Here is a 12,442-nt window from a genome sequence, read left to right as displayed (position 1 = left end):
GCCTCAGTTGTCGATACTGGGGTCGATCTTCTCCACCGGAAGGCCGGTCAGGGCTGACAACTGCTCGACCAAGGTGCGATGCACGAGGATGGCCAGGCCACTGCGGCTGGCGGTTCTCAGCTCGAGGGGTCGCCGATAGATGACGACCCGAGCAGAGGAGTCATCGCTGCCTTCGACTGCCGACGACAGTGGAACCCGTCCCTCGGTCCAGTCCGGCATGGTGGGAACGTCCTCCGCCCCTACGACGACGTTGTCGAGGATCCCAGGGCACGACCACTGCACCTGGTGGATGGCTTCGGCCAGGCATGCCGTGAAGAATTCAGCGTTGGTGGGGTCAATGCGGTCGATACGCCCACCATGGGCGCGCGGCAGGACGACTGGCCCGCGCTGGCCACGGCCATGACGGTTTCGACGCTTGGACATGGGACCACTGTATTGCGGATGCGCCGGTACCCGCGTGGCATCACGGGGAAAACAGGGCCGTGGCGTACCGTGCCCTGAGTGAGAGAGTGCATTCGACCCGGATGTTCCCGACCAGCAGTTGCGACGCTGACCTACGTGTATGCCGAGCGCACCGCGGTCCTCGGCCCCTTGGGACCCGGCCGTGAACCCGGCGCCTACGACATGTGTGCTGGGCACGCCGAAGTCCTCTCAGCCCCAGTGGGGTGGGAAGTCATCAGGCTCCCGGGCATCGACGATTCCGCCCCGACGCCTGCGGTGGACGACCTCATGGCCCTAGCTGCGGCGGTGCGCGAGGTGGGAATGCTGGAAGACGAGGTCCTCCCCGAGCCAGATCCGGCCTCGGTTCATGTTCTGGGCCGTCGTGGCCACCTGTCGGTGATCACGGACGCCAGCCACGACGTCTCAAGCCATTAGGATGACGGTTATGCCTGATCTACCGCTGGCCACTGAGGCACTCGACCTCTCACCGGCTTTCCTGGAGGTGGCGGCCTGCCCGGCATGCCACTCCCGGTTCGCGCTTGACTTCGACAGTGGGGAGCTCGTCTGTTCCTCACCGTCCTGTGGGCTGGCCTTCCTGGTGCGCGACGGTGTTCCCGATCTTCGCCTGGACGCCGCCCGCCAGCGCGGGGTGACGAGGACCGCTGACGCTCAGGACACCGAGGCCTTCGAACCTACTCGCCGTCATGAGATGAGACCTCAGTGACCTTCGACGACTCACGTCTCGACGCGCCGCTCGACCCTCTGACGGAGGGGGTTCTGCGACACCTGGCGAGCTCCGGTGCACGTATCCGTCGCGACGCGGCCGACCTCGACGAGGTGCGTCGAACCGTCGGTGAATGGGGACAACCCAGGGGAGTCCTCGTCGTCGGTCCGGAAGCCCGTCTGGTGCGCTCAGTTCTGGAACCGGTGTGTCCGGTGCCCCTCGTTGCATGGCCTTTCCGACGTCTACCGGCATGGGTGGGCCCGCTGGACCTCGTGGTCGTCCTCGATGCTGACCGACGATGCGCGGCCCAGGTGGCGGAGGCGCGGCGTCGCGGTAGCGCCATCATCCTCGCCTCCACCGAGAACACCGAGTCCTGGCATGTCGCCGGTAACCATGACACCGCCCGCATAAGGATGGCATCCGAGGACTCCATGTCAGCCGCAGTTGCTGCGCTGGCAGTGCTGGGTGATCTGGGGCTCGGCCCTGCCGTCGATCCGGGCCAGGTTGCTCGCGTGGCGGACATGGTGGCCGAATTGGCCTCACCGCATCGCGACCTGGCGGTCAACCAGGCCAAGGACCTGGCCTGTGCCCTCGCTGACGCCGACCCCCTGACCTGGGGCGGATCGGTACTGGCTGCCCGAGCTTCTCGTCGCCTGGCCGAGTTGATGCGTCGGGCAACGGGCCGAATCGCGCTGTCGGCTGACGCCGCCGCCCTGCGCCCCATCATTGAATCCGCTCCCAGACGAGATCCGTTTGCCGATCCCGATGTCGATGGCGAATCGCGTCGACCGGTCCTTGTCGTCATGGATGACGCCGAGGCCGAGCACGAGGCCGTTCGTCGAGAGTTGGAGCAGCTTTGTGGCGTCCACGACGTGACGGTGCGCAGCGTCACTCTGCCGCTGGGTATTGATGAGAGGTCCTCCTCGATGGACCGCTACGTTGCCCTCTTGCTGCAGGGAAGTTTCGCTGCCGTCTACCTGTCCCTTGGACTGAACCGTCTGGAAAAGATTCATGAGTCAGTCTTGCGTGGTTGACATGTCGGACGAGGCAGAGAAGCCGAGGAAGGAGGGCGAGGGTCGCAAGGCGATCGTCGCCGCTGCCTCTGCCAACCTCGCGATTGCGGCGACGAAGGCCCTGGCATGGGCGCTGTCGGGCGCGTCCTCGATGCTTGCGGAGGCCATTCACTCGGTGGCCGACACCACCAACCAGGTCGTCCTCATGGTCGGAGGCAAGGCCTCGCACAAGAAGGCCGACGAGGACCATCCCTTCGGCTACGAGCGGGCCCGTTACCTGTCCGGCTTCATCGTTGCCGTGGTCATCTTCAGCGTCGGTGGACTGTTCGCCCTGGGCTCGTCGTACCAGAAGATCCGCGACACCCTCGCCGGCAAGCCTGACGAGCTGCTCGACTCCCAGTGGTGGTGGGTACCGCTGGTCGTGACGGTCATCTCGGCATGTGCCGAGGGAGCCAGCCTGCACACCGCTCTCAAGGAGAGCAAGCCATATCGCGAAGGCATGACGATCCTGCAATACATCCGCAAGACCAAGGCCCCGGAGTTGCCAGTGGTCATGATGGAGGACTCGGCTGCCGTTCTCGGTCTGCTTTTCGCCTTCCTCGGTGTCGGTCTCACCGTCCTGACGCACAATCCGATCTTCGACGGCATCGGATCGGCCTGTATTGGCGTCCTGCTGGTTGCCGTCGCAGCCATTCTCTCCCGAGAGATGAAGTCCTTGTTGGAGGGGGAGTCAGCGACTCCGGAGTCGCGCAAGGCCATCCACGACGCGCTCGTGAGCACTGACGGCGTCGACTCGGTCATCTACATGAAGACGGTTCATCTGGGTCCCGACACCATCCTGCTGGCTGCCAAGATCGCCGTCGACCCGGGCGACTCCGCAATCGAGGTGGCACGCATCATCGACAATGCGGAAGTGGCCGTCCGTGTTGCGGAACCGCTTGTCGGCCCGCTCTTCCTCGAACCTGACATCCGGTATGGTGATCGTCGCATCAAGGAAGACGAGAAGCGTCCGGAGGATCAGGTATGAGCAAGCCAGTCCTGGTGCTCAACGGCCCGAACTTGGGACGACTGGGCCGTCGCGAACCACAGATCTATGGGATGACGACCCACGATGACCTGACGGCTCGGCTGATCGAGTACGGTCGCGAGTTCGGGCTCGACGTCGAGGTGCGTCAGACCGACTCCGAGGAGCGGATGATCGGGTGGATACATCAAGCTGCTGACGATCGGATCCCGGTCGTCATCAATCCGGCTGCCTGGAGCCACTACAACATCGCGATTGCTGATGCCTTGGCCCAGGTGGAGGCACCCTGCATCGAGGTGCACATCTCCAACATCGCCACCCGGGAGGAGTTTCGTCACCACAGTGTGGTCTCGGCGCACGTCACCGGGACGATTGCCGGCCTCGGCTTGAAGGGTTACGAGTTGGCCCTCGCCTGGTTGGCGGCGTCCTGACGCCGACGCGCGCTGCTCCGAAGTGACGGAAACGGCGGGACGCCGGGTCGGGTGACTCAGCGCGTCATCGACTCGAAGATGTCCTTGCACTCCGGGCAGACGGGGAACTTGTCCGGATTGCGGGAGGGAATCCACACCTTGCCGCACAGGGCGACGACAGGGGTGCCGTTGACCATGGCGTCGGTGAGCTTGGCCTTCGGAACGTAGTGGGAGAAGCGTTCGGCGTCACCGTCATCGAAGGATGGGCGAGCCTTCTCCTCGACCGCCGTGCTGGAACCTGGTGCCACCTGTGTGCTCATGGTGGACCAGTGTACGTGGCCGGCAACATACCTGACCACGGATGACGGCGAGTCCAGCTGCCAGCGGACGTGATTAGCATCATGGGCCCATCGTGGGAGAATGGACCGGTGACGAATGCGACTCCTCCCCCCATGGGCTGGTATCCCGACCCTGCCGGAAGTGAGCAGGAGCGGTATTGGGACGGCGAACGCTGGACCCGCAATCTGCGAAACCCGCCCGAACCCGAACCGCGTCATGCCACCGGTCATGTGCCTGAGACACTGGCCCCGGTCTCGCGGGTGCCGTCGTCCCCGCGCCAGATGACGACTGCGCCGCGCAACGCAGACGTGGCGGCGCCGCGCAACAAGTGGGGCACCACCGCTGACGGTGTGCCCTTGGCCGGGTGGTGGTGGCGGGCTTTGTCGACCGTCATCGATTTCGTCCTGGTGTGGACCGTTGTCGGCATCACCATGCACGAGAAGATCGCCAGCATCATGGCGAGTTACCAGGCGTTCCTCAACGAATCGATGCGCAAGATCAGCGCAGGGGCGAGCCCATCGGATGTCATCACCACCCAGTCGCTGAGCGATGCAGGGTTCGTCAATGACATGACGAGTCTTGTGGGTGCCGTCATCATTGCCCAGGCGATCTACCAGTTCATCATGCTGGCGACCTGCGCTGGGTCGGTTGGTCAGCTCGTCTGCGGGCTGCGCGTGGTGATCATCAACCAGGGTAAGGACCATCGCCGACTGGTGTGGTGGCGTGCCCTTGTCCGTGCCACGGCCTGGGCCTTCGTGGAGGTTGGTAACCAGGTCCTCGTGTTGTTGACCCCGTTCAGTTATCTCATGCCGCTGTGGCAGCGATCCCGCCAGACCATCCACGACGCCATTGCAGGTACCCAGGTGGTTCGTCCGGTCCGCCAGCTCGACGCCGAGTAGATGCCGAGTAGATTTCGTCCAGACGGGGCGACGACGTCGTCCCCACAACCCGTCCGCATCGATCCCGCCCCGACGTTGGAGGGCACCGAAAGGCCGTCATGTCCTTGACAGATCCCCACCTGACGACCCTGGCCGACCATTTCGGCATCGCTCGTGACTATCACGACTGGAAGGGTCAGTACACCGAGGTTGAGGAGGCGACCGTCATCGCCGTCCTTGCCGGGCTCGGGATCGATGCGTCGACCCCGGAACTGGCCGAGCAGGCGTGCCGAGAGGTCGCCAACCACACCTGGCGTCGTGTCCTGCCCGGAATCGTCATGCTGCGCGAGGGCCAGGAGGGACGTGTTGATGTCCACGTCAATGCCGGGGAGTGGGTCGAGGTCCACATCATCTGTGAGGACGGTCACCGTCGCGAGTGCTGGCAGGTCGACAACTGGAACTCAGATCGCCAGGTCGAGGAACGCTGGATCGGCGAAGCCACCTTCGGCATCCCGGCTGACCTTCCGCTGGGTTACCACACCATCGTCGCGACGTCGGCTGATCATCGCACCACGTCGACCCTGGTGGTGTCCCCGAACTGGCTCGGCCTGCCGAGATCGATGGGCTCGTCCCGGGTCTGGGGACACGCGGTGCAGCTGTACTCGACACGGTCCCATGGCTCATGGGGAATGGGTGATCTCTCCGACCTGGCCGACCTGTCGACCTGGGCGGCGACCCAGGGCGCGGATTACGTGCTCGTTAATCCATTGCATGCCAGCCAGGTCGTCTCGCCGATCGAGCCCTCACCGTACCTACCCTGCAGCCGACTCTTCCTCAATCCGCTGTATGTGCGCCCTGAGACCATTCCTGAGTTCGCAGATCTCGACTCCTCCGAGCGTTCCAAGGCTCGGTTCGCCCAGGCTCGCGCAGCTGCGGTCACTGAGACGATCGACCGTGACTCCTCCTGGATGGCCAAGATGCCGGTTCTCGAGGCCATCCACGCCCTTGGTCTGGCAGGGTCGCGAAAGCTGTCCTACCAGGCCTTCCGCAGGTTGCGCGGCACCCGTCTGGTCGATCTGGCCACCTGGTGTGCGCTGACTGAGGTGTACGGCAATGACTGGCATGACTGGCCGGAGGAGTTCCAGCGCCCCAGCAATCGCGCCGTCTCGGAGTTCGTGCGCGCACATGAGGACCGCGTCGACTTCTTCATGTGGCTGCAGTGGATCGCTGATCAGCAACTTTCGGCCGCCCAGTCGGCCGGGCGCGATGCCGGGATGTCCCTGGGCCTCATCTGTGACATGGCCGTCGGCGTGTCCGGAACCGGTGCTGATGCGTGGATGCTCGGGGACCTCTTTGCTGACGGTGTCTGCGTCGGTTCCCCGCCTGACGCCTTCAACCAGGCCGGCCAGGAATGGGGTCAGCCGCCGATGCGCCCGGACATGCTGGCCGACATGGCCTACCAGCCGTTCCGGGACATGGTGAGGGCTGCCCTGCGTCACGCCGGAGGTATTCGTATCGACCACATCCTCGGCCTGTTCCGGCTGTGGTGGGTTCCCGCCGGTCTCGGCCCGCGCATGGGTACCTACATCCGGTACGACCACGAGGCCATGGTCGGCATCCTGGCTTTGGAGGCCTGTCGTGCCGGCGCGCTCGTCGTGGGTGAGGACTTGGGCACCGTCGAGCCGTGGGTGCGTACGTACCTGCGTGAGCGCGGGATCATGGGCACCTCGGTGCTGTGGTTCGAAAACGGCGAGGACGGTCACCCGCTGGCACCTGAGCAGTGGCGTGAGTACGCCATGGGTTCCGTGACGACCCATGACCTGCCTCCGACGACCGGCTATCTGGCTGGTGACCACGTCGAGGTGCGCAATGAACTCGGACTGCTCACCGAATCCTTGGAGCATGAGCGGGCCGAGGCAGCCCGTCAGACGCACACCTGGATCGGTATCCTGCAGGCGCGAGGCGTGCTGGAGGGCGGCGATCCGTCCGAGGAGGCGGTCGTGCTGGCCATGCACCGCATGCTCACCCAGACACCGTCGAAGGTCCTCAACGTCACCCTCACCGACGCCGTGGGGGACCGACGGACCCAGAACCTGCCCGGTACGACCAACGAGTACCCGAACTGGCGAGTGCCGCTCAGCCATCCGGACGGCTCACCGATGTGGCTCGAGGAGATCTTCACTGATGAGAGGGCCGCGCGACTGTCTGCGGTCATGAACGAGAAGTGATCGGCCGACGTTGGCCGTAGAACATACCAAACCGGGGTCCGACGCCTGATGGCATCGGACCCCGAATGTGTGGTCACGGGTCAACGACCCGTGTCAGTCGCTCAGTCGGCAACGGCCTTCTTGAGGGTGCTGGAGGCCGAGATCTTGACGGCCTTGTGAGCGGGGATGGTCATGGACTCGCCGGTGCGGGGGTTGCGGCCATTGCGGGCGGGGCGCTCAACGGCCTCGGCAGTGAACAGACCGGGAAGCTGCACCTTCTCTCCCCTGGCCAGGGCGCTGGTGATGACGTCGGTGAGAGCCTTGACGGCCTCGTTGGTCTGGGTCTCGGTGAGCGAGGCCTGCTTGGCAACGGCCTTGATGAGCTCGGACTTGGTCATGGGGTCTCCTCAGATGGACTGTGTTCGGTTATCGGCTTCATGCCGTTTCCCTCACCAAGGACATTAGCGGGTGTGGGGTCTCAGTCAAGCCCGAACGTGCGTCAACAGTGCGTTTGGTGCTCGTTTGTGACCATTGTTGACCGATTTGTCACATGCCGAGTGGTCAGGACGGCAGGTCGTGTCGCACTGTGGATCGGTCACGAGAGCGAAGCGCCGAGGACGGTGTCGGCGCCGTCGTCGCCCTGTCTCACCATGATGGTCGGAATGGCCTGGTCACCGCGGGATATACGTCGTCCGGAGATCGGCAGCTCGGCAATCGCGGCCTGGTGGCGCTTGCGTGCCGACTCGAGGGGCTCACGGCCCACGACCTCACCGTCGACGATGAGGGGAACGATGAGGTTACGGTCGTCAGCGTCGGCCGTGGGCTGTCGGCCCACCCCGACGACCTCGGCGGTGGCTGTTCCACCTGAACCGATGCGTCGCACCGCGTATTTGCGTCCGCCCACGGTGTTTTTGTGGGAGGACTTCTTGGCCACCGGCAACAGCTCGGCGTCCGGGTCGTTCGAGGTTGCGCGGGCGACCAGCTTGTAGACGAAGGAGCAGGTCGGCGCTCCCGAGCCTGTCACGAGGGAGGTTCCGACTCCGAAGCCATCGACGGGAGCGCCACGCAAGGCGGCAATTTGCCACTCGTCGAGGTCGCTGGTGACGATGACGCGGGTGTTCGTGGCACCGAGGTCATCGAGCAGGTCGCGGACTTGCCGGGCGACGATGGACAGGTCGCCGGAGTCGATACGGACTGCGCCGAGGCGTCCCTGGGTGAGGCGGATGGCCGTCCGCACGGCGTTGTCGATGTCATAGGTGTCCACCAGCAGGGTGGTCTTCTCCCCATAGGCGGCGAGCTGGGCACGGAAGGCATCCTCCTCGGTGTCGTGGAGGAGGGTGAAGGCGTGGGCAGCGGTGCCGGAGGTGGGGACGCCGTAGCGGATGCCGGCAGCGAGGTTCGATGTCGGACCGAACCCGGCGATCCAGGCAGCGCGAGCAGCGGCGACAGCGGATTCCTCATGGGTACGACGAGAGCCCATCTCGATGATGGAGCGGCCCTCGGCCATCATGACCATGCGGGAGGCTGCTGAAGCGATTGCGGAATCATGATTGTAGGTGCTCAGCAACAAGGTCTCGAGGACGCACGCCTCGGCAAAGGTGCCCTCGACAGTGAGGAGGGGTGATCCCGGGAAGTAAAGATCGCCCTCAGCGTAACCATGGATGGATCCGGTGAAACGGTAGTTCGACAGCCACTCAGCCATGTGCGGGCCGACGACCCCGGTCTTCTCCAGGAAGGAGACCTCCTCGTCGGTGAAATGAAAGCCCTCCACCGCATCGAGGACACGTCCAGTGCCGGCGACAACGCCGTAACGGCGGCCTTCGGGGAGACGACGTGGGAACAACTCGAAGACGCAGCGGCGGTCGGCGGTTCCTGACGCCATGGCAGCCTCGATCATGGTCAGCTCGTAATGGTCGGTGAACAGTGCGGTCGACATGGGCCACAGTTTAGGGGGATGGGGCGTCCCCGTTGGCGGGGTTCAGGTGCCCCCGGTGGTGACAGAATGGGCACATGTCTGCAACCACCGTGGAACCCATGGCACGGACCGACCGTCTCACCGATGAGGAATCGACGTGGACGACCGTCGTCTGGGACGACCCGGTGAATCTCATGGACTACGTGACGATGGTGTTCATGAGGTATTTCGGCTACCCGCGCGAGAAAGCCGTGCAGCTCATGATCCAGGTCCACAACCAGGGCCGGGCGACGGTGGCCGAGGGGTCCAAGGAGGAGATGGAGATCGCGGCGCACGCCATGCATGGCTACGGATTGCAGGCCTCGGTCGAAAAGGGCGGGCAGGAATGAGGATTGAGGGTACCCGGAATCAGTGGGTCTGGTACCTGGAGCGCCGCGAGACCATCGGCATCGAGATCGCCCTGGGGCACTACGTCGAGGCCTTGTCGCGGTTGCGCACCACCACCGCTCGTGACAGTTCGGGGGCAGACCCGTTCGCCTTCTGGGAGAGCCAGTTTTGCGGCCCTCAGGAGGACGACGAGGTGCGTCGCGCCATCCTGCCGAGCGCCTACCGCGACGACGACGCTGCCGACGCTCAGTTCCATGCCAGTCATGACGCCGAGGAGGTCGCCGCGCGCTGTGAGGATGCCGAGGCCTTGCGAACTGATCTGGAGGCATTGCACCGAACTGGCCGTGTCCCCATGAATCCGGTGACGACTCAGCGGTGGCTTCGTACCGTCAATGCGCTGCGGGGAATGATGGCGGCCAGGTTGGGTGTCACTGACCAGATCACCGCTGACGAGGTCGCCCGGGTCGCCCAGGAGGAGCTGGAGGCCGAGGAGGAGTGTGTCTACGAGTGGCTCGGTTTTGTCGTCGAGGTGCTCGTCGAGGTGGAGTTGTCGGAGTAGGGCTCAGATCTCGTGGACAGTCACCGGCTCGCGCAGCCTCAGGCTGAGCTGGTGTTCCAGCCGCTGGTGCAAGGTGATGAGAGCTGCCGGACACCCCCGGCAGGCACCTTTCATGGCCACGGCGACGGTGCGTTGCCCGTTGTCGACCGTGACGTCGACCAGTTCGATCGACCCACCATGCATGGCAGCCACGGCACCGACAGGGCCAGCGATGAGTTCGTCGGCGCACCATCTCAGGGTCTCGGCTTCGTCGAGGATCTGGGCATCGGGTCCACCGCTCCAGTCGTCGGTCCTTTCGAGAGCCATCGTCAGAGCGGTCCGGAAGTCGCCACCGATACGCTCCCAGCTGTCCTCGAGGACGGTGGCGATGACGGCACCAACCGTCACCTCGACGTGCACCCGTCCCAGGAACTCGTCGAGACCAGGCGCGCTCACCAATTCACCGGCGAAGGGTAGGCTCACCCCCGACACCACCCAACGCAGGGTCGCGGGGTCAGCCGTCGCCTCCGGGTGAATGGCCGTGGAAGGACGCGAGGCAAGCTTCATCAGATCACCAGATTCGTCACGAGACGACCGATGAGGGCCATGATCCACGCCAGCGCGAACATGTAGCCGAAGGCGACCGCCGGCCACTTCCACCCGCCGGTCTCTCGTTTCATGATGGCAATGGTGGACATGCACTGCAGGGCATAGGCGAAGAAGAGGATGAGGGCAACGATGGTTGCCGGGGTGAAGATCTTCTCGCCCTCGTGGTCGCCGTGCGTCCACGTCCAACGGTCCAGCTGTTGGGCCACCTCGGCATCGTCCTCTGGGTCGGTGGCTGAAGCCATCTGGCCCAGGGTGGAGACGGCCACCTCTCGAGCAGCCAGTGATCCGATGAGGGAGACGTCAATGCGCCAGTCGAATCCCAGCGGTTCGAAGACCGGCTCGACGGCCTTGCCGACACCAGCAGCGATGGAGTGATCCATGGTGTAGGCCGCCACGGCGACGTCATCGCGCGGATCGACACCCGCTTTTGACAGCTCGGAGTCAGACTGCATCGGGAAGGTCGTCAGGGCCCAAATGACGATGGTCGTCAGCATGATGATGGTGCCAGCCTTGTGCAGGAAGGCCTTGGTGGGCTCCCACATCGCGATGCCCACCGAGCGCAGTGTGGGAATCCGATATGGCGGCATTTCCATGTAGAAGGGCAGGAGTATGCCGGAGCGATCGGTGATCTTCTTGACGACCCAGGCCGCCGTCATCGCCGACACCGCGCCGAGCAGGTAGAGCAGGAACATCGCCACACCTCGCCCGGAGAACGGGCCGATGCGGGTGGCGTCGGGGATGAGCATGCCGACCAGCAGCACGTAAACGGGCAGTCGGGCCGAGCAGGTAGCCAGCGGGACGCCGAGCATCGTCGCGATGCGGTCCTTGGCCGAGGGGATGGTTCTCGTGGCCATGACCCCGGGGATGGCGCAGGCGAAGGAGGACAGCATGGCCACGAATGCTCGTCCCTCCAGCCCGGCACGGCTCATCACCTTGTCCATGAGGAATGCTGCCCGTGACATGTAGCCCACGGCGTCCAGCAGGGCCAGCAGTAGGTACATCAGCAGGATCTGTGGGACGAAGACGAGTACGGCTCCGACGCCGCCGATGATGCCATCGCCCAGCAGACCGGCGAGGATCGGGTTGGAGACGTGGTCGTCAACCCAGCCGCCGAGCCAACCGAAGAAGCCATCGATGGCGTCCTGGAAGGGCGCTGCCCACGTGAACAGTGCCTGGAAGAATAGGAACATCACGAGGAAGAAGACGATCGTTCCCCACACCGGGTGCAACAGGACCTTGTCAATGCGCTCGGTGCGAGAGTCGGGCTGGGGATCCTGGTACCCCGCGCTGGCAAGGGTCGAGTCGACCCATCCGGTCAGCTCCTCTGCTGCGGTGGGCGGCGGAATGGGGGGACGGCTCCAGGTCTGCCACTCGCTGATGAGGTGACGTAGTTCCCCGATGCCGATGCCACGGTTGGCGACCACGGAGACCACTGGTACGCCCAGTGCCTGGGACAAGGCTGCGGTGTCGAGGCTGCCGCCGCGTCGTCCCAACTCGTCAGCCATGGTGACGACGACCGCTGTGGGGAGGTCTCGCTCCAGGGTTTCTGCGAGTAGCAGCAGGGATCGGCGCAGGGCCGTCGCATCGGCGACCACCAGAACGGCGTCAGGTGCCTGGACGCCCTTGATCGTCCCATCCAGAGCCTCGGCGACAATGGCCTCGTCGGGGGAGATGGGGGTCAGTGAATACGTCCCGGGAAGATCCTCGATGCCGTACTCGTCACCGCCGATGTGGCACACACCGGTGCTGCGGGAGACGGTGACGCCGGGGTAGTTGCCGGTCTTGGCGTGCAGACCCGTGAGGTGGTTGAAGATCGACGTCTTGCCACCGTTGGGAGAGCCGACCAGAGTCAGTTTGGGTGATCCCGTCGACAGCTCGACGGTGGGATCGGTGTGGCACGTGACGGTTGCGGGCATGGGCAGTCCTCGAATGGGCGCGTGTCATCGCGCAGGAAGGG

General features: G+C 64.7%; 15 protein-coding genes. 9 read left to right on the top strand and 6 right to left on the bottom strand.

The window, feature by feature from the left end:
* Positions 1–3 precede the first annotated feature (3 nt).
* Positions 4–423: a metallopeptidase family protein gene (locus ACSJJT_RS07735; protein ID WP_435917752.1), complete on the bottom strand. Its 420-nt coding sequence runs from the start codon at positions 421–423 to the stop codon at positions 4–6.
* A 78-nt stretch (positions 424–501) separates the two neighbouring features.
* Between ACSJJT_RS07735 and ACSJJT_RS07730 the strand changes: the two genes are divergently transcribed.
* From ACSJJT_RS07730 to aroQ, 5 genes are read left to right on the top strand one after another with little or no spacing between them, the layout of a single operon-like run.
* Positions 502–876: a DUF3499 domain-containing protein gene (locus tag ACSJJT_RS07730; RefSeq protein WP_435917751.1), complete on the top strand. Its 375-nt coding sequence runs from the start codon at positions 502–504 to the stop codon at positions 874–876.
* Positions 877–886: 10 nt separating this feature from the next.
* On the top strand, positions 887–1,165 hold the full coding sequence (locus ACSJJT_RS07725; RefSeq protein WP_435917750.1) for a Trm112 family protein: 279 nt from the start codon (positions 887–889) through the stop codon (positions 1,163–1,165).
* Positions 1,162–2,199 carry a phosphoheptose isomerase gene (locus ACSJJT_RS07720; RefSeq protein ID WP_435917749.1) on the top strand — a complete coding sequence of 346 codons (1,038 nt, stop codon included), beginning with the start codon at positions 1,162–1,164 and terminating at the stop codon, positions 2,197–2,199. The genes ACSJJT_RS07725 and ACSJJT_RS07720 overlap by 4 nt, the downstream gene beginning before the upstream one ends.
* Position 2,200: 1 nt before the next feature.
* Positions 2,201–3,205 carry a cation diffusion facilitator family transporter gene (locus ACSJJT_RS07715; RefSeq protein ID WP_435917748.1) on the top strand — a complete coding sequence of 335 codons (1,005 nt, stop codon included), beginning with the start codon at positions 2,201–2,203 and terminating at the stop codon, positions 3,203–3,205.
* Positions 3,202–3,633, top strand: a complete 432-nt coding sequence (gene aroQ / locus ACSJJT_RS07710; RefSeq protein ID WP_435917747.1) for a type II 3-dehydroquinate dehydratase — start codon at positions 3,202–3,204, stop codon at positions 3,631–3,633. Before ACSJJT_RS07715 ends, aroQ begins: the two co-directional genes overlap by 4 nt.
* A 56-nt stretch (positions 3,634–3,689) precedes the next feature.
* Here aroQ and ACSJJT_RS07705 read toward each other — a convergent pair whose 3' ends face one another.
* Entirely contained in the window at positions 3,690–3,932 is a 243-nt protein-coding gene (locus ACSJJT_RS07705) for a DUF3039 domain-containing protein (RefSeq protein WP_435917746.1), read from the bottom strand.
* 108 nt (positions 3,933–4,040) lie between these two features.
* Here ACSJJT_RS07705 and ACSJJT_RS07700 point away from each other — a divergent pair, with 108 nt between their 5' ends.
* Entirely contained in the window at positions 4,041–4,850 is an 810-nt protein-coding gene (locus ACSJJT_RS07700; protein ID WP_435917745.1) for an RDD family protein, read from the top strand.
* A gap of 98 nt (positions 4,851–4,948) precedes the next feature.
* The gene (gene malQ / locus ACSJJT_RS07695; protein WP_435917744.1) at positions 4,949–7,057 is read left to right on the top strand and encodes a 4-alpha-glucanotransferase; all 2,109 of its coding nucleotides are present in this window, start codon (positions 4,949–4,951) and stop codon (positions 7,055–7,057) included.
* Positions 7,058–7,158: 101 nt separating this feature from the next.
* On the opposite strand, the gene ACSJJT_RS07690 is transcribed toward malQ, so the two are convergent.
* Positions 7,159–7,434, bottom strand: a complete 276-nt coding sequence (locus ACSJJT_RS07690; protein WP_435917743.1) for an HU family DNA-binding protein — start codon at positions 7,432–7,434, stop codon at positions 7,159–7,161.
* 197 nt (positions 7,435–7,631) lie between these two features.
* Positions 7,632–8,972 (bottom strand): nicotinate phosphoribosyltransferase, encoded by a 1,341-nt coding sequence (locus ACSJJT_RS07685; protein WP_435917742.1) that lies wholly within the window; start codon positions 8,970–8,972, stop codon positions 7,632–7,634.
* A gap of 74 nt (positions 8,973–9,046) precedes the next feature.
* Here ACSJJT_RS07685 and clpS point away from each other — a divergent pair, with 74 nt between their 5' ends.
* A complete protein-coding gene (clpS, locus tag ACSJJT_RS07680) occupies positions 9,047–9,340 on the top strand; it encodes an ATP-dependent Clp protease adapter ClpS (protein ID WP_036975426.1) in 294 nt (97 codons plus the stop codon).
* Positions 9,337–9,897: a DUF2017 family protein gene (locus tag ACSJJT_RS07675; protein ID WP_016665926.1), complete on the top strand. Its 561-nt coding sequence runs from the start codon at positions 9,337–9,339 to the stop codon at positions 9,895–9,897. Before clpS ends, ACSJJT_RS07675 begins: the two co-directional genes overlap by 4 nt.
* A 3-nt stretch (positions 9,898–9,900) precedes the next feature.
* On the opposite strand, the gene ACSJJT_RS07670 is transcribed toward ACSJJT_RS07675, so the two are convergent.
* Together ACSJJT_RS07670 and feoB are read right to left on the bottom strand one after the other, a co-directional pair.
* A complete protein-coding gene (locus ACSJJT_RS07670) occupies positions 9,901–10,443 on the bottom strand; it encodes a NifU family protein (protein WP_016665925.1) in 543 nt (180 codons plus the stop codon).
* Positions 10,443–12,401, bottom strand: coding sequence for a ferrous iron transporter B (feoB, locus tag ACSJJT_RS07665; RefSeq protein WP_435917740.1), 1,959 nt, complete (start codon positions 12,399–12,401; stop codon positions 10,443–10,445). Before feoB ends, ACSJJT_RS07670 begins: the two co-directional genes overlap by 1 nt.
* Positions 12,402–12,442: the final 41 nt, after the last annotated feature.

Origin of the sequence: Cutibacterium nasicola (assembly GCF_051303185.1) — a bacterium.
Classification (GTDB): domain Bacteria; phylum Actinomycetota; class Actinomycetes; order Propionibacteriales; family Propionibacteriaceae; genus Cutibacterium.
The sequence above is the reverse complement of the archived record's forward strand: the minus strand, read 5'-3'. Positions and strand labels throughout refer to the sequence as shown.

Bases quoted from the DNA above. Each gene is read 5' to 3' on its own strand.
- ACSJJT_RS07675 (WP_016665926.1), top strand. From the start codon at position 9,337: ATGAGGATTGAGGGTACCCGGAATCAGTGGGTCTGGTACCTGGAGCGC.
- aroQ (WP_435917747.1), top strand. From the start codon at position 3,202: ATGAGCAAGCCAGTCCTGGTGCTCAACGGCCCGAACTTGGGACGACTG.
- clpS (WP_036975426.1), top strand. From the start codon at position 9,047: ATGTCTGCAACCACCGTGGAACCCATGGCACGGACCGACCGTCTCACC.
- ACSJJT_RS07705 (WP_435917746.1), bottom strand. From the start codon at position 3,932: ATGAGCACACAGGTGGCACCAGGTTCCAGCACGGCGGTCGAGGAGAAG.
- ACSJJT_RS07685 (WP_435917742.1), bottom strand. From the start codon at position 8,972: ATGTCGACCGCACTGTTCACCGACCATTACGAGCTGACCATGATCGAG.
- ACSJJT_RS07715 (WP_435917748.1), top strand. From the start codon at position 2,201: ATGTCGGACGAGGCAGAGAAGCCGAGGAAGGAGGGCGAGGGTCGCAAG.
- ACSJJT_RS07670 (WP_016665925.1), bottom strand. From the start codon at position 10,443: ATGAAGCTTGCCTCGCGTCCTTCCACGGCCATTCACCCGGAGGCGACG.
- ACSJJT_RS07690 (WP_435917743.1), bottom strand. From the start codon at position 7,434: ATGACCAAGTCCGAGCTCATCAAGGCCGTTGCCAAGCAGGCCTCGCTC.
- feoB (WP_435917740.1), bottom strand. From the start codon at position 12,401: ATGCCCGCAACCGTCACGTGCCACACCGATCCCACCGTCGAGCTGTCG.
- ACSJJT_RS07725 (WP_435917750.1), top strand. From the start codon at position 887: ATGCCTGATCTACCGCTGGCCACTGAGGCACTCGACCTCTCACCGGCT.
- malQ (WP_435917744.1), top strand. From the start codon at position 4,949: ATGTCCTTGACAGATCCCCACCTGACGACCCTGGCCGACCATTTCGGC.
- ACSJJT_RS07735 (WP_435917752.1), bottom strand. From the start codon at position 423: ATGTCCAAGCGTCGAAACCGTCATGGCCGTGGCCAGCGCGGGCCAGTC.